This window comes from Streptomyces abyssomicinicus (genome assembly GCF_008974245.1).
GTDB lineage: Bacteria > Actinomycetota > Actinomycetes > Streptomycetales > Streptomycetaceae > Streptomyces > Streptomyces abyssomicinicus.
The window spans coordinates 116589-135837 of the sequence record NZ_BBZI01000011.1 but is presented as its reverse complement, the minus strand read 5'-3'; the positions used below and the strand labels follow the sequence as shown (position 1 = coordinate 135837).

Below are 19249 nucleotides of genomic sequence, written 5' to 3'. Positions count from 1 at the left end.
GGACCCACCGCCCCCCGCAGACCCACGCCCTCGCGGACCCACCGCCCCCCGCAGACCCACGCCCTCGCGAACCCACCATCCCCCGCGGACCCACCGCCCGCACGGAACCGCCGTCCTCGCAGACCCACCGCCCCCCGCGAACCCACCGCCCTCGCGGACCCACCGTCCCCCGCGGATCCGCCGTCCTCACGGACCCACCGTCCTCGCGGCTGCCATGCTGGAGCGATGCGGATCCGGGAGGCGCGGGAGCGCGACATGGAGGCGTTCCTGCGGCTGGCCGCGCAGGTGGAGCAGTGGTTCGGCCCGATGGTGGCCGAGCCGGGTTTCCACCGTGCCCTGCGCACCCACCTGACCCGGGGGACGGCGCTGCTCGCCGAGGACGGCGGTTCCGCGCCGTTGGGCGGGCTGCTGTTCGACCCGGTGCGCGGCACGGAGTCGCCCGCGCACCATCTGGACTGGCTGGTCGTCTCCGCCGCGGCCAGGGGAACGGGCGTGGGCAGCGCGCTGCTGGACGCGGCCGTCGCCCGCTTCGTGCCCGAGCGGCCGGCCGTCCTGGAGGTCGTCACCTTCGGCGCGGACCATCCCGGGGCGGTGAGCAGCGGCGCACGGGTCTTCTACGAGCGGCTCGGGTTCACGGCCGGTGAACCGGCGGCGCGGGGTCCGGAGGGCGGATCGCGGCAGGTCTACCGCCGGACCCTCACCGGGCCCGCTCCGGCCGGCCGCCCGATGGGGGCCGGTGCCTGACCGCGGCATTCGCCCCGTGCCACGGCGAGGGCGTAAGATCCCGCGTCTCCCCGCCTCCGCGCCCCACCCCGGAGTGCCGCCGACCGGACGGAAACCGGCCGGCCCCGCCGCCCCGCGCGCTCGCGCTCCGGCGGCTGTCACCGCACACCATCAGGTACGACCGGAGGCATGCCGTGTCCAGCCCATCGAGCCCGTCCACCAGACCGACGAGTCCTCCGAGTCCGACGACGTCGACGACTCCGACGAATCCGACGGGTCCGACGAGTCCGTCCGACGGCCCGCTCGCCCGGGAGCGGGCCCATCTCACGGCCTCCCGGGCCGCCCTGCGGGCCATGCGGGAGGACGTCGAAGCCCTCGACATCCGGGACGTCACCGCCAACTGGGTGAACGCGGAGGTCCTCTCCCACCAGATCGGCGAGCGGATCAAGGCCCTCGCCGACCTCAGCGACACCCCGCTCTTCTTCGGCCGCCTCGACTACCTGCACTCGCCGGGCGCGGACCGGGCGGAGGGGGGCGAGGGCGAGCGGTTCTACATCGGGCGGCGCCACGTGCACGACGCGGACGGCGACCCGATGGTGATCGACTGGCGCGCCCCGGTGTCGCAGCCGTTCTACCGCGCGTCCCGCAAGGACCCGATGGACGTCGGGCTGCGCCGCCGCTTCGGGTACACGGGCGGCGAGCTCACCGCGTACGAGGACGAGCACCTGACCGACCCGGCGGAGGCGGAGACCACCAGCCGGCTGCTCCAGCAGGAGATCGAGAAGCCGCGCGTGGGCCCCATGCGGGACATCGTGGCGACCATCCAGCCGGAGCAGGACGAGATCGTCCGCTCGGGTCTGGGCGGCACGGTCTGTGTGCAGGGCGGCCCCGGCACGGGCAAGACGGCGGTCGGCCTGCACCGTGTCGCGTACCTGCTGTACGCCTACCGTGACCGGCTGGCCCGCACCGGGACCCTGGTGATCGGCCCGAACCGCTCCTTCCTGCACTACATCGAGCAGGTGCTGCCCGCGCTGGGCGAGCTGGAGGTCAAGCAGGCCACGGTGGACGACCTGGTCGCCCAGGTCTCCGGGGTCGAGGTGCGCGGCGCCGACGAGCCGGCCACCGCGCTGCTCAAGGGCGACGCGCGGCTGGCCGAGGTGCTGCGGCGGGCCGTCCGGTCGCACGTCACGATGCCCACCGAGCCGCTGGTGGTGGTCCGGGGCTCCCGGCGGTGGCGCCTCCCGGCGTACGAACTGGAGGAGATCGTCCAGGAGTTGCTGGCCCGGGACATCCGGTACGGAGCCGCCCGGGAGGCGCTGCCGCAGCGCATCGCGCACGCGGTGCTGGTGCGGATGGAGCAGGCCGGGGAGGCCCCGGACGACCGGGTGCAGGACGCGGTGGCCCGCAACGCGGCGGTGAAGGCGGCCGTCAAGGTCCTCTGGCCGCCGGTCGACCCGGCGAAGCTGGTGCTGCGGCTGCTCTCCGACCCGGAGTTCCTCGCCGGACAGGCGGACGGCGTGCTCGGCGAGGACGAGCAGAAGCTGCTGCTGTGGACGAAACCCGCCCGGTCGGTGCGGTCCGCGAAGTGGTCGGCGGCGGACGCGGTGCTGATCGACGAGGCCGCCGACCTGGTGCAGCGGACGTCCTCGCTGGGGCACGTGGTGCTGGACGAGGCCCAGGACCTCTCGCCCATGCAGTACCGGGCGGTGGGCCGCCGGTGCACCACCGGCTCGGCGACGGTGCTGGGGGACCTCGCCCAGGGCACGACCCCGTGGGCCACGCGGAGCTGGGACGAGGCGCTACGGCACCTCGGCAAGCCGGAGGGTGTGGTGGAGGAGCTCACCGCCGGTTTCCGCGTGCCGACGGACGTCATCACGTACGCCTCACGGCTGCTGCCGCACATCGCTCCGGGGCTCACCCCCGTGGCGTCGGTCCGGGAGAACCCCGGGTTCTTCGACATCCGCCGGGTGGAGGGGGCGGAGGCGGTCGTCGCGGCCTGCGGTGAACTCCTGCGCAACGAGGGGTCGGTGGGCCTCATCGCGGCGGACGCCCGGGTGCCCGTGCTGGCCGAGGCGCTGGCCGCGGCGGGCGTCGGGTACCTGGGGCCCGGCGAGGAGACGACGGCGCGCACCCGCCTCACGCTGGTCCCCGCCTCGCTGGCCAAGGGCCTCGAGTACGACTACGTCGTGCTCGACGAGCCGCGGGCCGTGGTCGACGGGGAGCCCGACGAGCGCACCGGCCTGCGCCGCCTGTACGTCACCCTCACCCGAGCGGTCTCCGGGCTGGTCGTCACCCACGCGACGGACCTGCCGGAGCAACTCGCCTGACCCTCCGCGGCTCCGGCTCCGGCTCCCCGCGGGCGGTACCGGGGAGCCGTGGCCGCCGGAACCTGTCCCGCCCACGGCGCCGAACCGGCCCCGGCCCGCACCGCGCCCCGGCGCCCCCGACGGCACTGCCCGCACAGGCGGTGCCGCCGGGGCGGCCGCCCTCACGTCTCACCCGACATGCGACACCAACCGGCAGCCGCCACAGCCCGGTTGCTCGCCGAGGCGCACAACGACGCTGCCCACGCACGCGGATGCCGCCGGGACGGGCACGCCCGGGTCTCACCCCACACACGGCCCGAACCCGGGTCCACCACAGGCCGGTTGCCACCAAGGCCCCACAACGACGCCGCCCGCGCGGGTGGGCGTCGCCGGGGGCGCTCCCGGCCGCACGGCCGGCCCCGCGGGTGGCCCGGCTCGGATACGCCGCGGGCGGGCACGCCGCGGCTCGGGGACGCGCGGGGCGGGCACCGCCGCGGCTCGGGGACACGCGGTGCGGGCACGCCGCGGAGCGTGCGGTCCGCCCCGTGGCCCGCACCGGTGGGGGCGTCATGCCACGAGCACGCCGTCCACCACCGCACGCCACTCCCGTACCGCCCCCGCGGACACCTGCCCGTCCCACCCTCCGGCCCGCACCGCGCCGCCGACGTGGAACGCCCGCACGCCCCCGGCGCCCAGCACCGGCACGTGCTCCAGCCGCAGTCCCCCGCCGGCCATCAGCCCGGGGTCGCCCGGGGACAGGGCGGCGGCCTCCGCGAGGAGGACCGGGAGGCCGGTGTCCACCCCGCCCGCCGCGCCCGCGGTGAGGCACAGGTCGGCGCCCGGCAGCCCCGCGACGGCCTTGCGCACCGCGTCCCGGTCCGCCGCGTGGTCGAGCGCCCGGTGGAACGTCCACGCGCAGCCGTCGAGCGCGTCCACGACCCGCTCCATCGCGGCGACGTCCAGCAGCCCGCCCTCGTCCAGGAAGCCGAGGACGAACTCCGCCGCCCCCGCCTCCCTCAGCTCATCCGCTCTTCGCACCAGCTCGGCCACGCCCGCGTCGCCGCCGGCCGAGAACCCGTCCGCGAGCCGCAGCATCACCCGCACCGGCAGGTCCACCGCCGCCCGCACCGAGGCGAAGACGGCGGCGGACGGGGTCAGCCCGTCCGCCGCCATGTCCGTCACCAGTTCCAGCCGGTCCGCCCCGCCGTCCTGCGCCGCGACCGCGTCCTCGGCGTCGAGCGCGATCACCTCCAGCACCGCACGATGCACCGCACGCTCCGCGCCCACGGGCAACCACCCCAAAGGTCTAGTCCAATCGGACCCCCAGAGTACGCGCCCCGGCCCGGCCCGGTCAGCCGAAGAGGTTGAGCTCCGCCCCGGTCACCCCGGCCAGCTCGTAGGACGCCCCCGCCACCGGCCGCCCCGAGTACAGCCGGAGCAGGGTCGCCGCGTCCCCGATGTACCGCGCGGGCACCGCCGCGCCGTCGCCCAGCCGCAGCGGTTCGTCGTAACCGTCCAGGTCGGCGTGGACGGCGACGAGGCGGAACGACCCGGTCACCCAGGCCAGCAGCCGCAGCGCGTCCGCCTGCCCGGGCCCGGCGTAGGCGCCGGGCAGCCCCCACGCCTCCCGCACGTCGCCCGCGTGCACCCACTCGCCGAGCGCCACCCCGTCCCGCACGCCGCCGTCCTCCAGGCCGGCGATCACGGGGCCGGCCTCGCGCATCCCCCGGTCCAGTTCGTCGACGATCCGCGCCACCGGCCAGTCGGCCCGCGCCGCGATGTCCCGCGCGTTGTGCCCGGGGCTGCCGACCCCCTTCTCCCACCGGCCCTCCACCAGGCGGGTGAGCACCGCGCCGCAGTGCGCCAGCGCGTCCCGCACCGTCCACCCGGGGCAGGCCGGTACGGGCGCCAGGAAGTCCGCATCCGGCCGGGAGCGCAACAGCGGGACGAACTCCTCGCGTTCGCGGCCGAGGAGCCTGCCCGGCAACTCCGGGTCACGGACGGGGTGTCGTGCGTCGGCAGAAGTCGTCATGCCGTCACGCTAGGCGCGGTCGCCGCTCCCGGCCAGCCCGCGCCGGTGCGCCAGCGCCGCCGCCTCCCCGCGGGTGGCGACGCCCAGCTTGGCGAGGATGTTGGAGACGTGCACGCTCGCCGTCTTGGGCGAGATGTGCAGCGCGTCGGCGATCTGACGGTTGCTCCGCCCCGCCGCGACCAGCGGCAGCACGTCCCGTTCCCGCGCCGTCAGCCCGTACCCGTCCCCCGGCGCGAGCGCGGGGCGGGAGGGGAGCAGCGCCTCGGCCGCCTCGGCCAGCGGGCGCGCCCCGAGACGGCGGGCGGCCGCGCCGACCAGCACCAGCAGTTCGGCGGCCCGTTCCAGGTCGCCGTCCCCGCCGCGGGCGACCAGGGACTCGGCGAGCCGGAGCCGGATCCGGGCCAGGTCGTAGGGCCGCTCCAGCGTCTCGAACGCGGTGACCGCGGCGGACCAGTCGTCCACCTCCGCCCCCGCGTCGCCGCCACCGGCCGCCCGCCGCAGCGACGCCCGCAGCCACAGCTCGTGCGCCCACCACACCGGCGCCGGGGTGACCTGCCGGCGGCCCTCGGTGCGCAGCCGCTCCAGCACCGCCTCGTCCGCCGTCCCCGCGGCGATCTCCGCCTCCGCGCCCGCGAGCAGCAGCGGCCAGCTGTAGACGACCGCCCCCGGCGGCAGCCCGGCGTCCAGCGCGGCCAGCAGGACGGCCCGCGCCTCGTCGGTCCGGCCGTGGGCCGAGGCCAGCAGCAGCCTGGTGCGGGCCATCGGAAGGGACTCCTGCGGCAGCCGGTCACTGGTGCCGAACAGCTCCCGCGCCTCCTCCAGCAGGCCCGACGCCTCCTCCACCTCGCCCCGGTGCAGCGCGACGAGGGCGGAGATCAGGCGGCCTATCCCCTGCGGCTTCGCGGCGTGCCCGATCCGCTGGGTCTTCTCGTCGGCCCGCAGCGCGTCGTCCCAGTCGCCCACCGAGTACAGCGCCTCGGCGAGATTGGCGTGCACCCAGGCCCGGGAGACGACCAGGCCGTTGCGCTTGGTGAAGGCGGCGCCCTCCTCGAGCATCGCCACGGCCTCCCGGTACCGGCCCACCGACTCCAGTTCCGACGGCAGGTTCACGTACACCCGGGCGGCCTGGTCGGCCAGCCCGGCGGCGATCGCCTCCTCCTTGACCGCGTACAGCTCCCGCAGTCCCCCGGCCACGTCTCCGGAGTGGAAGCGCAGGCAGCCCAGGGTGGCCCGGGCGTTCAGCTCGGCGGGCAGCGCGCCGAGCATGCGGGCGTACTCGACGGCGTGCTCGGCGGAGGCGATCGCCTCCGGCCCCTGGTGGCGGACCATCGCCCAGGCCGCCGAGTGGGCCAGCACCCAGGCGCGCACCTCTGACGGGGGCAGCCCGCGGGTCAGCTCCCGCGCCTTGTCGAGTTCGGCCCGCCCGTCACCGCGTGCCAGCGCCTGGACCAGCAGCGACTTCTGGTTCCAGAACCAGGCGGCACGCAGCGGGTCCCGGTTCTCGTCCAGCAGTTTCAGGGCCCTGCGGGCCAGCTTCAGCGCCCGGTCCCGTTCCCCGCAGAGCCGGCCGGCGATCGCGGCCTGCGACAGCAGGTCGATGTAGTCGAACCCCTCGGAGCGCTCGCCGGGGCCGAGCAGCAGCATGTCCTCGAACTCGGCCTCCCGCAGCCCGCCCCGGACCTCCGGCGGCGCGATGTCCCACAGCTCCAGCGCCCGCTCCAGCAGTTGCAGCTGCTCCGCGTAGGCACGCCGGCAGCTCGCCTCCAGGGCGGCCTCCAGCACGGCGGGCAGCGCCTTGGCGGCGTCGTGGGCGCAGTACCAGTAGCCGGCCAGCCGGGTGACGCGCCGGTCGGGGGCGACCAGCGTGGGGTCGGCCTCCAGCGCCTCGGCCAGACGCCGGTTGATCCGGGCGCGCTCGCCGGGCAGCAGGTCGTCGGCGACGGCCTCGCGGACCAGGGAGTGACGGAACCGGTAGCAGTTCCCCTCCACCTCGGCGAGCAGCAGGTTGGCGCCGACGGCGGCCCGCAGCGCTTCGTCCAGCCGGTCCTCGGGCAGCTCGACGACGGCGGCGAGCAGGCGGTGCTCCACCGAGGAACCGGCCTCGGCGAGGATCCGCACCACCCGCTGGGCCTCGTCGGGCAGCCGCTCCACGCGCACCAGCAGCAGGTCGTGCAGTGATTCGGCGCTGTCCGAGCAGGCGAGTTCCTCGACGAAGAAGGCGTTGCCGTCGGAGCGGCGGTAGATGTCGTCGACGCGGTCGGAGGCGGGCGCGGCGCCCTGGATGCCGGTCAGCTGGCGGGCCACCTCGTCGCGGCTGAAGCGGGCCAGCTCGACCCGGCGCACGGTGCGCAGGCGGTCCAGTTCGGCGAGGAGCGGGCGCAGCGGGTGGCGGCGGTGGACGTCGTCGGAGCGGTAGGTGGCGAGGACCAGCAGGCGGCCGGTGCGCAGGGTGCGCAGCAGGTACGCGAGGAGGTGGCGGGTGGAGGTGTCGGCCCAGTGCAGGTCCTCGATGACGAGGACCACGGTCCGGGCGGCGGAGAGGTCCTCCAGCAGGCGGGCGATCAGTTCGAAGAGGCGGGCCATGCCCTCGTCGTCGTGGCGTCCGGGCACGGCGTCGCCCAGCTCCGGCAGCAGGCGGGCGAGTTCGTCCTCCTGGCCGGCGGCCGCGGCGGCCAGTTCCTCGGGCAGTTCGCGGCGGAGCACCCGCAGGGCGGTGGAGACGGGTGCGAAGGGGAGCCCGTCGGCGCCGATCTCCACGCAGCCGCCGACGGCGACGACCGCGCCGCGGCGGGTCGCGGCGGCGGCGAACTCCTCGACGAGCCGCGTCTTGCCCACCCCGGCCTCGCCGCCGAGCAGCAGCGCCTGCGGCTCGGCGGCGTCCGCCCGGCCGAGCGCCTCGCCGAGGACCCGCAGTTCCTCCGTCCGCCCGACGAACACGGGGCTCACGTTCCTGGTCTCCACCCTCCGGAGCATCGCACAGGCCTGCGACGGGCCGGCAACGGATGTGCGCAGGGCAGACCCCCTTTGGCCGGAACCCGCCACGACACCTCCCGGCGGCCCGCCGTTCACGTCCACCGCGTCGGCCGTGCCGGCCGCACCGGCCGCTCGGGGGCGAGGGGACCCGGAGGCCGGGGGCTGTGGGGCGGCGGGCTGTGGGGTTGGCGCCTGGGCCGTGGGCGCGGGCGGGCCGGAAAACACTGCGGCGGAACCCCGTTCCGTGGGGTTCCGCTCGTCAGGGTCCTGCTCCCGGGCGTTCCGCTCTCCTGCGTTCCGTTCTCCGGGGGTCCGTTCTTCGGGGGTCCGTTCTTCGGGATTCCGCCGGGTGGGCCCCCGCCCCGCGGTGGTCCGTCCCGGCGGTGGGGCGGCGTGCCCCGTTCCCGTCCGGTGCGCCGGAGCCGCGGCGCTCACGCGGCGGCGGTGAGGCCGCCGGACCGCCGCTCCTCCGCCTCGCGCGCCGCCACGTCCTCCTCGGTGCCCCTGCGGGCCCGCGCCGCCGCCCTCGCGAGCCGCACCCGCGCCGCGTGCTGCCTCAGCTCGTTGCCACGGGCTTCCTGGATTTCGTACTCGAACATGATCTGTTCCCCTCGTTGTCTCCGGCTTTCCTCGCACTACTACCTTCGCTTCCAAGGGCACTCCCCCACATCGGGAGACTGCCCGATCTTTTCCCCGGCTGGTGTCCTAGAGCACGGCGCCGACGGCGCGGCCGGGCCCTAAGTCCCGTCCGCGGGGCCTAAGACATCGCCTCACCCGGCGTACGCTCCCGGCATGCCGACCCTCGAACGCCTACGCGCGGACCACGCGGAGGCCCTGTTCGCCTTCGAACGGGACAACCGCGGGTACTTCGCCCGCACCGTCCCCGACCGCGGTGACGCCTACTTCGCCCACTTCACCGACCGTCTCGGCGCCCTGCTGGCCGAGCAGGAGGAAGGCGTCTGCCACTTCCACGTCGTGCTCGGCGACGACGGGGAGGTCGCCGCCCGGGTCAACCTGGTCGACGTCGACCCCGCCGACGGCTCCGCGGAACTGGGGTACCGGGTGGCCGAGCGGTACGCGGGCCGGGGTCTGGCCACGGCCGCCGTGCGGGAGGTGTGCGGGGCCGCCGCCTCGTACGGGCTGCGCGCGCTGACCGCCGTCACCCACGAGGACCACCTGGCCTCGCGCCGCGTGCTGGAACGCACCGGGTTCACCGCGACCGGCCGCTTCCTCCTCGACGGCCGCCCCGCCGTCCGCCATCGCCGCTCGCTGGAAGGACTCATGCCGTGACGCCGCCCGTGACCCGTCTCGCCGCCCTGGACGACGCGGAGGAACTCGCCGCCTGCCTGACCCGCAACCGCGCCTTCCTGAGCCCGTGGGAACCCGTGCGCGCCGACGCCTACTTCACCGCCGCCGGGCAGCGCGCGGTGCTGGCCGAGAGCCTGGACCTGTACGCCCGGGGGGTGATGGTCCCGCTGCTGATCACGGACGGCGCCGGCCGGATCGCCGGGCGCCTGAGCGTCAACAACGTGATCCTCGGGGCCTTCCGGTCCGCCTCGCTCGGCTACTGGGTGGCCGAGGAGGCCGGTGGCCGGGGGCTCGCCACCGCCGCCGTGGCCGAGGCGGTACGGCTCGCCTTCGACGACATGGGGCTGCACCGCCTGGAGGCCGGCACCCTGCTCCACAACGTCGCCTCGCAGGGCGTCCTGCGCCGCAACGGCTTCACACCGTTCGGGGTGGCCCCCCGGTACCTGCGGATCGCGGGGCGGTGGCAGGACCACGTCCTGTTCCAGCTCCTGAACGACGCCCGGGAAGATCCCGCGGTGCCTTAGGACCCGGCGCCCCCGACGGCAACGGCCGAGCCGGGCGCGGGAGGCCGGCGGGCCTCGCGTCAGTCCCGCGCCGCGGCGAGGGCGGCCCGCAGGTGGCCGCCGGCCCCGGCGAGGAGCCGTGCCGCGGTCGCCGCGTCCACGCCCGCGGCCACGACCAGCACCGCCGGTTTGACCTCGCCGCCGGTGGCCTCCAGCGCGGCCTCCACCTCCGCGTCCCCCGCGCCCGTGGCCAACGCCACGATGCGGTGGGCGCGCGCCCGCAGCTTCTCGTTGCCGACCCGGACGTCGACCATCAGGTTCCCGTAGGTCTTGCCCAGCCGGACCATGGTGATGGTCGAGATCATGTTGAGGACCAGCTTCTGGGCGGTGCCGGCCTTGAGCCTCGTCGACCCCGCGATCAGTTCCGGCCCGACGACGACCTCGACCGGGTGCTCCGCCGCCGCGGCCAGCGGACTGCCCGGGTTGCAGGCCACCCCGACCGTGAGCGCGCCGGCGGCGCGGGCGTGCTCCACCGCGGCCACCGCGTACGGGGTGCGGCCCGAGGCGGAGACGCCGACCACGCAGTCCCCGGCGGTCAGCTTCAGTCCGTCCAGGTCGGCCCGCGCGGCGTCCGCGTCGTCCTCCGCGCCCTCCACCGAGGTCACCAGCGCCTGCGGACCGCCCGCGATCAGGCCGGTGACCTGGCCGGGTGCGGTGTCGAAGGTGGGCGGGCACTCCGAGGCGTCCAGCACCCCGAGCCGGCCGGCCGTGCCGGCGCCCGCGTAGATCAGCCGGCCTCCCCGTGCCATCCGCGCCGCGATGGCGTCCACGGCGGCGGCGATCCGCGGCAGCTGCCCGGCCACCGCGGCCGGCACGGCGGCGTCGCCCTCGTTCATCAGCTCCGCGATCCGCTCCGTGGGCAGCCGGTCGAGCTCGGCGAGATCGGGACGGGCGGCCTCGGTGGGGAGGCTCTCGAGCTGGACTCTCAGATCGGCACCGGACATGTCGGCGGCACTCCCAGGGAGGGACGGGGCGGATCGGGACGGACGGATCGGACGGATCGGACGGGGCGTGATCAGCGGTGGGGCGGGATCAGCGGTGGAGCAGGATCAGCGGCGGTGACGGTGCGCGAGCGCCTCGTAGGAGGCGGAGAGGGCGGGCGCCGCCCGGTCGTAGGTGCGCTGGGCGACGCCCACGAACAGGCAGTCGACGACCAGCAGCTGCCCGGTGCGCGAGGACATCGCGGCCGGCCTGAGCTCGCTCTCCCGGGCCGTGGACGTGGTCAGCACGTGGTCCGCGTACTGGGTGACGGACGAACCGGGACGGCCGGTGATCACCACGGTGGTCGCACCGCGCTCGAAGGCCACCCGCAGCGGCTCGATCACGTCCCCGGTGGAGCCGGAGTGGGTGATCGCCAGGGCCACATCACCGCCGCGCAGCTGCACGGCGTTGGTCACGGCCAGGTGGGGGTCGCTGTGCGCGTGCGCGACCAGCCCTATCCGGAGCAGCTTCTGCGCCAGGTCCTGGGCGACCAGACCCGAGGCGGCCACCCCGTACACGTCGATCCGCCGGGCCGCGGCCAGGGCGGCGACGGCCGCGCCGAGCTGCACCGTGTCCAGCCCGGCGGCCGTGTCGGCGAGGGTCTGCTGCTCGTCGTGGGCGAGCTTGGCGACGACGTCGGCGATCGGGTCGTCCACCGCTATGTCGGCGGTGACCGACGGGGCGCGGCCCGACTCCTGGTGGGCGGCGAGGCCCGCCAGGGCCAGGCGCAGGTCCCGGTAACCCGGATAGCCCAGCAGCCGCGCCGTGCGCACCACGGTGGCCTCACTGGTCCCGGTGAGTTCGGCGAGACCGGTGACGGTGAGCGCCGCGCAGCCGGCCGGGTCGCCCGCCACCGCCTCGGCGACACGCTGCATGGACCGGGTCATCGACGGTCCCAGCGTCCGCACCTTGGCCGCGAGGGCGGCGGGCGCGGGCGGAGCGGGGGCGGCGGCCCGCGCCGGGGCGCCGGCCCCGGTCTGACGGGCGGCGGACGGCAGGGTCGATGGACTCACGAAAGTTTCCTTCACCTCAAGGGTCTCCCCTGAAAGGTATTTTCGTTCCCTGGGCAGGTCAAGGCCGCGTGACAATGGGAGCATGAGCGCCATCAGCCCCCTCGAACAGGCCGTGCACGCCGCGCGCGCCCTCGTCCTCGCCGATCTGGTAGCCGGAGACGTGGCCGAGGCCGACGTGGTCTCCCTGGTCGAGGACTCGGTGGTGCAGCGGCGCTGGTGGGTGGAGCAGTGGCCGGAGGGGGCGGGCTTCCTGCCGGGGCTGGTCGCGCAGGACGTCCAGGACGCGCTGCTGGACAAGTACGGCCGCTGGCCGCTCTGCCCGGTCTGCGCGCACGGCGAGCCGCACGCGCTGGAGGTCGAGCCGGAGCTGGGCCCGGACCCGCACTGGGTGTGCCACCAGGCGGGCGTGCGGGTCGCCGCGGTGGGCGCCCTGGCCTCCACCCTGCCCGGGCCGTCGTGACCCTCTACATCGATCCGCCGGCCTGGCCCGGGCACGGGAAGTTCTGGTCCCACCTGGCCAGCGACGTCTCGTACGACGAGCTGCACGCCTTCGCGGCGCGGCTGGGCGTGCCACGACGCGGCTTCGACGGCGACCACTACGACATCCCCGCCGAACGCTACGCGGAGGTGGTGACGGCCGGCGCGGTCCCGGTCCGCAGCCGGGAGATCGTCCGCCGGCTCCACGCGGCGGGCCTGCGCCGACGCAAGCGGGCGGGCGCGGACGGACGTTAGACGGAAACCGTTCACCCCCTGGGCCGCGGCGCGCGAGGATGCCACCATCGGGGGCATCCGCAGAGAGGAGACCCCCGGTGCCGTCGCCCCTTCCGCCTCCCCCGCACGACCCGTGGCAGCCGCCGCAGCAGCAGCGCGACCCGCGGCAGTCGTCCGACCCTCCGCGGCAGCCACCGGCGCAGGCTGGGCCGCCTTACGGCAACGGCCCGTCACCGTGGCAGCAGCCGGCGCCGCGACCGTGGAACCAGCGGGCGATCGTCGCCCTCATGGTGTCCGTGGTGGCCGCGACCAACACCGTGAACGAGTGGCTCGGCCTGGCGCTCACCTGCGCGGTTCTGGCCGTCGGCATCGTCAGCCTGGTCGAACTCGCCCGCCACGAGCGCCGCGGCACCCCGCAGCGCGGCCAGGGCCTCGCGCTCACCGCGGTGTCGCTCGCCGGCCTGACCCTGCTGGTTCGCGTGCTCCTGCTGCTGGACGTCGTCGCCCTCTGAGCCCGTCAGGCCGCGTCCCCGCGCCGTTCGAAGACGAGCATGCCGCCGTCGTCCGCCAGATGGCCGGTGTGCAGGAACCCCGCCCGCTCCAGCACGTGCCGCGACGCGTCGTTCCCCGGGTCCACCCGCGCGGTGACCGTCCCGACGGCCTCCTGGGCGAGGGCCCACGCGGCGAGGGCGCGCAGCGCCTCCGTGGCGTATCCCTGCCCGCGGGCCGCGACCGCGAGGTCGTAGCCGATCTCCACCCGGCCCTCCTCGTCCGGCGGGCCGTGGAACCCCATGGAACCGACCGCCCGGTCGTCCTCCCGCCGCACCAGCACGTAGGAACCCCACTGCGGCCGGAACGCGCCCTTGTCGTAGGCCGCGGCGACGAGTCCCGCTCCCTCCCGGGTGCCCCCGAAGGGGCCGCCGTCGACCCAGTCGAAGCCGCCGTCGCCGCCGAGCGCCAGGTCCGCCGCGGCCGGAACGGTCAGGCCCTCCAGCGTCAGCCGCTCCGCCTCGACCAGCGGGTTGTTGTACCAGCGCCACCCGGTGACCGGCTCCTCGCCCGGCAGCGTCCCCCGCCCGGTGGCCCACAGCAGCGTCCGCCACGGGTCCTCGCCCTGACGGACGTGCGGGAAGATCCGCGCGAGCACGTACCCGCACAGCTCCGCCGAGGGCCGGTAGGCGATGCCCAGGCCCTCCGCCATGTCGTGGGTGTGCAGCAGCACCTCCGCCACGCCCATCGCCGCGAAGCCCTCGCGGCCGGCGCCGAGGAACGGCGCCGGATGGAAGCCGCGGGCCGACCGGGGCGCGGTGCGGCAGGCCAGGGCGAGCATCGCGCCGCCCGCCTCGACCGCCTCCAGGGCGCCCTCGGCGCCGATGTCCGGCGGGTCCAGCACGTACTCCACCGGCCGGTACTCCTCCGGCGCCCGGGTCACCAGCTGCGTGGCGTACGCGAAGAGGTCGCTCACCACGTGCTCGGCGGTGCGCAGGCAGTCCCACTCCACCCGCCCCGCCCGCACCGCGGACCAGTCGCGGTCCGCCGCCGGTCGCAGCGCCGCCACCGCCTGAGCCACCGCGTCCGTCACCGTCCGCGCCGCCGCGTCGCCCCCCAGGGCACCCGAGTTCGTCATGCCGGCGAGCCTAGGGGGAGCGTCGCACGGCCGTCACCGTCATTTCGTCAGCAGGTCGAGTTCGGAACGCAGGTTGTACCGGGCCGTCGCCTCCCAGCGCTCCGCGCCGTGCGGGGTGCGGAACAACCGCGGCAGGTCCAGGAGTTGGCGCAGGACGGCGGAGCGGCCCTCGCGGAAGAGGCCGGACGGGACGAAGTGGTACTCCTGCCGGACCGCGGTCGCGTACGCGGCGTACGCCTCGGGCGGGGAGGCGAGGACCGCCAGGTCGGCGTCGCAGAGCACCTGGCCGTCGAGGTCGTCGTCGGCCGGGTCGTGGGTGACGGTCAGCCGGACCAGGCGGGCCACCTCGGCGGTCCGCGCCGCGTCCACGCCCGCCTCCGGGAGCGCGATCTCGGCGATACGGGCGGACCGCTCCTCGTTCTCGGACCGCTCTGGGTGGTAGACGGCGTCGTGGAACCACGCCGCCAGCCGGACCACGTCCGGGTCGGCCGCGTACCGTTCCAGCTCGTCCACCCGGTCGAGGACCGCGGTGAGGTGGGTGAGCGTGTGGTAGTGCCGCTGCGGCTCCGCCCAGCGGGCCAGCAGGTTCCGCGCGTACGGCGCCGGGTCCGGCTCCGGGGCTCCGCCGCGGGCGGCGGTCAGGGTCCGCGCCCAGCGGGCGCGCAGCGCGTCGAGGTCGACGTCGGGTCGGGTCATGCCCGCATTCTGGACCGCACCGCCTCCGGTGCGCGCCCCCGGGCGCCCCGCGCGTGTGCGACGCTGGAACCGCACCCGACACGTGCCGCCCGTCCCATCGACGCGCCCGACCCCCACGTCCGGAGAGGATCCGTACCGCCGTGAACCACGCACAGCTCACCGCCCTGGGCCGCGCCCTGCGCGTGCTCGGCGACCACGGGGAGAAGATCGGCTCCGACACCCCGGACTCGCAGCTGCACGAGCTGAAGGGCGACCTGCGGCGCGCGATGGAGCTGCTGGAGGAGACGGTCACCACGGCGGCCCCCGCCACCCGCTGCCCGGAGCACCCGAACGGCCCGGTGGACAAGAGCGCCCCGGACCTCTGCCTGCTCTGCGAGACGCGCCGCCGGACGGCCCGCCGGGCGCGGCTGAGCGGCGGGCCGGCGCCGGAGCGCCCGGTGGAGCCCGCCCCGTCCCGCTACGGCATGCACGGCGACCGCCCGCAGCCCCAGCAGCGCTGGCTGCCCGAGGCGTGGAACGGCCGCGCCTGGGAGCTGTGCGGCGCGCCCCGCCGGGACCGGCGCGAGGCCGAGCTCTTCCTGGCGGCCGAGCGGCGCTCACCGCGCCCGGCCATGGCGTACCGGCTGGTGCACGAGTTCACCGACTACGAGGTGCTGCGGGTCTGGGGCGAGCCCCGGGTGGTTCCCGTCGAGCCGATGGGCTGACCGGACCCCGCACCCGGATCCCCGCACCCGCCCCCGCACCGGCCCTCCGTCCGGGCCCGCACCCGGACCCCGCGTCCGACCGGAGCCGGAGCACGCCCGAGGGGCCGGCCGGGGCGCGGACTCGCGGCGGCCGGCCCCTCGGGGGCGTGCGGGCTCAGTGCAGCTGGAGCAGCGAGGCCGCGTCGTACGGCGTCATCTCGTCCGTGCGCCCGGCGAGCAGCTTGGCCCCCCACTCCGGGTCCTGGAGCAGCGCGCGGCCGACGGCCACCAGGTCGACGTCCTCGCGCTCCACGCTGTCCAGCAGGTCGTCGACGGCCCGCAGCGGAGCGCCCTTGCCGACGAAGGCCTCCTCGAAGTTCCCGTCCAGGCCCACCGAGCCGACGGTGATCACGGGCTTGCCGAGCAGCTTCTTCGTCCAGGCGGCCAGGTTGAGGTCGGAGCCCTCGAACTCGGGCAGCCAGTAGCGGCGGGTGGAGGCGTGGAAGGCGTCCACACCGGCCTCGGAGATGGGCCGCAGGACCGCCTCCAGCTCCTCCGGGGTGGCCCCCAGCTTGGCGTCGTACGCGCCGGACTTCCACTGCGAGAAGCGGAAGATCACCGGGAACTCCGGCGAGACCGCGGCCCGGACCGCCTCCACGACCTCCACGGCGAACCGGGTGCGGGCGGCGGCGTCGCCGCCGTACTTGTCGGTGCGGCGGTTGGTGCGCTCCCAGAGGAACTGGTCGATCAGGTAGCCGTGGGCGCCGTGCAGCTCGATGCCGTCGAAACCGGCGCGCTCGGCGTCGGCGGCCGCCTTGGCGAAGGCGGCGACGGTGGCGTCGATGTCCTCCTGGGTCATCGTCCGGCCGTTCGGGGACGCCTCACCGGTCAGCAGCAGCCCCGAGGGGCCCTCGGACGGGGCGTCCGGGAACGGGCCGCGGCCGTCCGGGCGGACCATGCCGACGTGCCAGAGCTGCGGGACGATCTTTCCGCCCTCGGCGTGCACCGCCTCTGCGACCTTGCGCCAGCCGGCCAGCGACTCCTCGCCGTGGAAGCGCGGCACCCGGCGGCTGTCACCCGCGGCCGCACGGTCGATGTAGGTGCCCTCGGTCACGATCAGCCCGACCTGGGCCGCGGCGCGGCGCCGGTAGTAGGCGACCACGTCCTCGCCGGGCACGCCGTCCGGGGAGAACTTCCGGGTCATGGGCGGCATCACCAGGCGGTTGCGCAGCGTCATGCCGTTGATGGTGAGCGGGCGGGACAGGACGCGGGAGGCGCGGTCGGCGATCTCGGCACCGGTGGCGACGGTCACGTGGGGCTCCTTGGGGGGAGGGACAGTCTCGTTCGACGACGCGGGCGTGCGTACCGGCCGGCGCGCACGTCCACGTAACTGTGCGAACCAGTCGGTATGCCGGGGCATTCCCGGTCCCTGGTGACGATCGGGGAAAGCCGAAGGGCGGCACCCCAGCGGGGTGCCGCCCTCCTGTGTCACGCGTGACGCGGACCTCGGTCCTCCGAGCCGTCAGGCTCAGAAGTCCATGTCACCGCCCGGCATGCCGCCCGGAGCGGCCGCGGCGGCCTTCTCCGGCTTGTCGGCGATGACGGCCTCGGTGGTGAGGAACAGCGCGGCGATGGAGGCGGCGTTCTGCAGCGCGGAACGGGTCACCTTCGCCGGGTCGATGATGCCCTCGGCGATCAGGTCGACGTACTCGCCGGTCGCGGCGTTGAGGCCGTGACCCGGGGTGAGGTTGCGGACCTTCTCCACCACGACGCCGCCCTCGAGGCCGGCGTTGACGGCGATCTGCTTCAGCGGGGCCTCGAGCGCGATGCGCACGGCGTTGGCGCCGGTCGCCTCGTCACCGTCGAGCTCCAGCTTCTCGAAGACCTGGGAGGCCTGCAGCAGGGCCACGCCACCACCGGCGACGATGCCCTCCTCGACGGCGGCCTTCGCGTTGCGGACGGCGTCCTCGATGCGGTGCTTGCGCTCCTTGAGCTCCACCTCGGTGGCGGCGCCGGCCTTGATGACCGCGACACCGCCGGCGAGCTTCGCCAGGCGCTCCTGCAGCTTCTCGCGGTCGTAGTCCGAGTCGCTGTTCTCGATCTCGGCGCGGATCTGGTTGACCCGGCCCTGGACCTGGTCGGCGGAGCCGGCACCGTCGACGATGGTGGTCTCGTCCTTGGTGATGACGACCTTGCGGGCGCGGCCCAGGAGGTCGAGGGTCGCGTTCTCCAGCTTGAGACCGACCTCCTCGGAGATGACCTCGCCGCCCGTGAGGATGGCGATGTCGCCGAGCATGGCCTTGCGGCGGTCGCCGAAGCCCGGAGCCTTGACGGCGACGGACTTGAAGGTGCCGCGGATCTTGTTGACGACCAGGGTCGACAGGGCCTCGCCCTCGACGTCCTCGGCGATGATCAGCAGCGGCTTGCCGGACTGCATGACCTTCTCGAGGAGCGGCAGCAGGTCCTTGACCGAGGAGATCTTGGAGTTGGCGATGAGGATGTACGGGTCCTCGAGCGACGCCTCCATGCGCTCCATGTCGGTCGCGAAGTACGCCGAGATGTAGCCCTTGTCGAAGCGCATACCCTCGGTGAGCTCCAGCTCCAGACCGAAGGTCTGGGACTCCTCGACGGTGATGACGCCTTCCTTGCCGACCTTGTCCATCGCCTCGGCGATGAGCTCGCCGATCTGGGTGTCGGCGGCGGAGATCGACGCGGTGGAGGCGATCTGCTCCTTGGTCTCGATCTCCTTGGCCTGCTCGAGCAGGGCGCCGGAGACGGCCTCGACGGCCTTCTCGATGCCGCGCTTGAGGGCCATCGGGTTGGCGCCGGCCGCCACGTTGCGCAGGCCCTCGCGGACCAGCGCCTGGGCGAGGACGGTCGCGGTGGTCGTACCGTCGCCGGCGACGTCGTCCGTCTTCTTGGCGACTTCCTTGACCAGCTCGGCGCCGATCTTCTCGTACGGGTCCTCGAGCTCGATCTCCTTGGCGATGGAGACACCATCGTTGGTGATCGTGGGGGCGCCCCACTTCTTCTCGAGGACGACGTTGCGGCCCTTGGGGCCGAGCGTCACCTTGACGGCGTCCGCGAGCTGGTTCATGCCGCGCTCGAGGCCGCGCCGTGCCTCCTCGTCGAACGCGATGATCTTGGCCATGTGAAGTGGTCCTCCCAGGACTGGGGGTGATTCCTTCGGACCGCGCCCGCGCCCGCGACGGACGGCCTGCATGTCGGGCGGTTCCTTCCCCGCCACGCCACGCGGACCTCACCGACCCGGTCCATCGTTGTCACTCTCACCTTCAGAGTGCTAACGCAATGATTAGCACTCGACCCCTCCGAGTGCAAGACGCTCCCCCAATCCGCCCCCGATTTCCCACTCACCGAACGCCTCCCTCCCGCCCCCACGGACACAGGACACCCCACCGATTCCACCCCACCCGCCCCACAGACACACACCCCACCGCCCTGCGCGCGCCCACCCCGCCTGCCCAGCGGGCACGCACCCCACCCGCCCCACAGACGCACCCCCCACCGCCCTGCGCGCGCCCACCCCGCCTGCCCAGCGGGCACGCACCCCACCCGCCCCACAGACGCACCCCCCACCGCCCTGCGGACGGCTCACCCCGCCCGTTCCGCGCA

At 75.2% G+C, this 19249-nt stretch carries 18 protein-coding genes; 8 read left to right on the top strand and 10 right to left on the bottom strand.

Translation table 11 applies throughout. From position 1 onward, the window contains the following. Positions 1-225 precede the first annotated feature (225 nt). Positions 226-744, top strand: coding sequence for a GNAT family N-acetyltransferase (locus tag GBN72_RS25945; RefSeq protein ID WP_151774338.1), 519 nt, complete (start codon positions 226-228; stop codon positions 742-744). A 332-nt stretch (positions 745-1076) separates the two neighbouring features. Beyond that, positions 1077-3050 carry a HelD family protein gene (locus GBN72_RS25940; protein ID WP_151774337.1) on the top strand — a complete coding sequence of 658 codons (1974 nt, stop codon included), beginning with the start codon at positions 1077-1079 and terminating at the stop codon, positions 3048-3050. A gap of 546 nt (positions 3051-3596) precedes the next feature. On the opposite strand, the gene GBN72_RS25935 is transcribed toward GBN72_RS25940, so the two are convergent. The 4 genes from GBN72_RS25935 to GBN72_RS34310 all read right to left on the bottom strand — a co-directional run bounded on the left by GBN72_RS25935 (position 3597) and on the right by GBN72_RS34310 (position 8633). Further along, positions 3597-4298 (bottom strand): copper homeostasis protein CutC, encoded by a 702-nt coding sequence (locus GBN72_RS25935; RefSeq protein WP_151774336.1) that lies wholly within the window; start codon positions 4296-4298, stop codon positions 3597-3599. A gap of 82 nt (positions 4299-4380) precedes the next feature. Next, positions 4381-5061, bottom strand: a complete 681-nt coding sequence (locus GBN72_RS25930) for a maleylpyruvate isomerase family mycothiol-dependent enzyme (RefSeq protein ID WP_151774335.1) — start codon at positions 5059-5061, stop codon at positions 4381-4383. A gap of 9 nt (positions 5062-5070) precedes the next feature. Continuing rightward, complete coding sequence (locus GBN72_RS25925; RefSeq protein ID WP_174887202.1) at positions 5071-8034, bottom strand: helix-turn-helix transcriptional regulator; 2964 nt, start codon at positions 8032-8034, stop codon at positions 5071-5073. 431 nt (positions 8035-8465) lie between these two features. Continuing rightward, positions 8466-8633: a hypothetical protein gene (locus GBN72_RS34310; protein WP_164540879.1), complete on the bottom strand. Its 168-nt coding sequence runs from the start codon at positions 8631-8633 to the stop codon at positions 8466-8468. Positions 8634-8826: 193 nt separating this feature from the next. On the opposite strand from GBN72_RS34310, the gene GBN72_RS25920 reads away from it, so the two are divergent. Beyond that, positions 8827-9324 carry a GNAT family N-acetyltransferase gene (locus GBN72_RS25920; protein WP_151774334.1) on the top strand — a complete coding sequence of 166 codons (498 nt, stop codon included), beginning with the start codon at positions 8827-8829 and terminating at the stop codon, positions 9322-9324. Next, positions 9321-9866: a GNAT family N-acetyltransferase gene (locus GBN72_RS25915; RefSeq protein ID WP_218042089.1), complete on the top strand. Its 546-nt coding sequence runs from the start codon at positions 9321-9323 to the stop codon at positions 9864-9866. Before GBN72_RS25920 ends, GBN72_RS25915 begins: the two co-directional genes overlap by 4 nt. Positions 9867-9925: 59 nt before the next feature. Here GBN72_RS25915 and murQ read toward each other — a convergent pair whose 3' ends face one another. Together murQ and GBN72_RS25905 are read right to left on the bottom strand one after the other, a co-directional pair. After that, a complete protein-coding gene (gene murQ, locus GBN72_RS25910) occupies positions 9926-10849 on the bottom strand; it encodes an N-acetylmuramic acid 6-phosphate etherase (protein WP_151774333.1) in 924 nt (307 codons plus the stop codon). Positions 10850-10954: 105 nt separating this feature from the next. Next, on the bottom strand, positions 10955-11914 hold the full coding sequence (locus GBN72_RS25905) for a MurR/RpiR family transcriptional regulator (RefSeq protein ID WP_246212913.1): 960 nt from the start codon (positions 11912-11914) through the stop codon (positions 10955-10957). Positions 11915-11981: 67 nt separating this feature from the next. On the opposite strand from GBN72_RS25905, the gene GBN72_RS25900 reads away from it, so the two are divergent. The 3 genes from GBN72_RS25900 (at position 11982) to GBN72_RS25890 (ending at position 13122) form a co-directional block, all read left to right on the top strand. Beyond that, positions 11982-12359: a DUF8819 family protein gene (locus GBN72_RS25900; protein WP_151774332.1), complete on the top strand. Its 378-nt coding sequence runs from the start codon at positions 11982-11984 to the stop codon at positions 12357-12359. Next, positions 12356-12631 carry a DUF4031 domain-containing protein gene (locus GBN72_RS25895; protein ID WP_151774331.1) on the top strand — a complete coding sequence of 92 codons (276 nt, stop codon included), beginning with the start codon at positions 12356-12358 and terminating at the stop codon, positions 12629-12631. The genes GBN72_RS25900 and GBN72_RS25895 overlap by 4 nt, the downstream gene beginning before the upstream one ends. Positions 12632-12897: 266 nt before the next feature. After that, on the top strand, positions 12898-13122 hold the full coding sequence (locus GBN72_RS25890; RefSeq protein WP_151774330.1) for a hypothetical protein: 225 nt from the start codon (positions 12898-12900) through the stop codon (positions 13120-13122). Positions 13123-13127: 5 nt separating this feature from the next. Here the strand turns inward: GBN72_RS25890 and GBN72_RS25885 are convergent, their stop codons facing one another. Beyond that, complete coding sequence (locus tag GBN72_RS25885) at positions 13128-14237, bottom strand: GNAT family N-acetyltransferase (RefSeq protein ID WP_151774329.1); 1110 nt, start codon at positions 14235-14237, stop codon at positions 13128-13130. A 39-nt stretch (positions 14238-14276) separates the two neighbouring features. After that, on the bottom strand, positions 14277-14933 hold the full coding sequence (locus GBN72_RS25880) for an HD domain-containing protein (RefSeq protein ID WP_151774328.1): 657 nt from the start codon (positions 14931-14933) through the stop codon (positions 14277-14279). A gap of 140 nt (positions 14934-15073) precedes the next feature. Here GBN72_RS25880 and GBN72_RS25875 point away from each other — a divergent pair, with 140 nt between their 5' ends. Beyond that, positions 15074-15637, top strand: a complete 564-nt coding sequence (locus GBN72_RS25875; protein ID WP_151774327.1) for a hypothetical protein — start codon at positions 15074-15076, stop codon at positions 15635-15637. Between the two features lie 154 nt (positions 15638-15791). Here the strand turns inward: GBN72_RS25875 and GBN72_RS25870 are convergent, their stop codons facing one another. After that, positions 15792-16928 (bottom strand): NADH:flavin oxidoreductase, encoded by a 1137-nt coding sequence (locus GBN72_RS25870; RefSeq protein ID WP_246212910.1) that lies wholly within the window; start codon positions 16926-16928, stop codon positions 15792-15794. A gap of 216 nt (positions 16929-17144) precedes the next feature. Next, positions 17145-18767 carry a chaperonin GroEL gene (gene groL, locus GBN72_RS25865; RefSeq protein WP_151774325.1) on the bottom strand — a complete coding sequence of 541 codons (1623 nt, stop codon included), beginning with the start codon at positions 18765-18767 and terminating at the stop codon, positions 17145-17147. Positions 18768-19249 lie beyond the last annotated feature (482 nt).

Bases quoted from the DNA above. Each gene is read 5' to 3' on its own strand.
- GBN72_RS25890 (WP_151774330.1), top strand. From the start codon at position 12,898: ATGGTGTCCGTGGTGGCCGCGACCAACACCGTGAACGAGTGGCTCGGC.
- GBN72_RS25885 (WP_151774329.1), bottom strand. From the start codon at position 14,237: ATGACGAACTCGGGTGCCCTGGGGGGCGACGCGGCGGCGCGGACGGTG.
- groL (WP_151774325.1), bottom strand. From the start codon at position 18,767: ATGGCCAAGATCATCGCGTTCGACGAGGAGGCACGGCGCGGCCTCGAG.
- GBN72_RS25880 (WP_151774328.1), bottom strand. From the start codon at position 14,933: ATGACCCGACCCGACGTCGACCTCGACGCGCTGCGCGCCCGCTGGGCG.
- murQ (WP_151774333.1), bottom strand. From the start codon at position 10,849: ATGTCCGGTGCCGATCTGAGAGTCCAGCTCGAGAGCCTCCCCACCGAG.
- GBN72_RS25940 (WP_151774337.1), top strand. From the start codon at position 1,077: ATGCGGGAGGACGTCGAAGCCCTCGACATCCGGGACGTCACCGCCAAC.
- GBN72_RS25930 (WP_151774335.1), bottom strand. From the start codon at position 5,061: ATGACGACTTCTGCCGACGCACGACACCCCGTCCGTGACCCGGAGTTG.
- GBN72_RS34310 (WP_164540879.1), bottom strand. From the start codon at position 8,633: ATGTTCGAGTACGAAATCCAGGAAGCCCGTGGCAACGAGCTGAGGCAG.
- GBN72_RS25920 (WP_151774334.1), top strand. From the start codon at position 8,827: ATGCCGACCCTCGAACGCCTACGCGCGGACCACGCGGAGGCCCTGTTC.
- GBN72_RS25900 (WP_151774332.1), top strand. From the start codon at position 11,982: ATGAGCGCCATCAGCCCCCTCGAACAGGCCGTGCACGCCGCGCGCGCC.
- GBN72_RS25925 (WP_174887202.1), bottom strand. From the start codon at position 8,034: ATGCTCCGGAGGGTGGAGACCAGGAACGTGAGCCCCGTGTTCGTCGGG.
- GBN72_RS25945 (WP_151774338.1), top strand. From the start codon at position 226: ATGCGGATCCGGGAGGCGCGGGAGCGCGACATGGAGGCGTTCCTGCGG.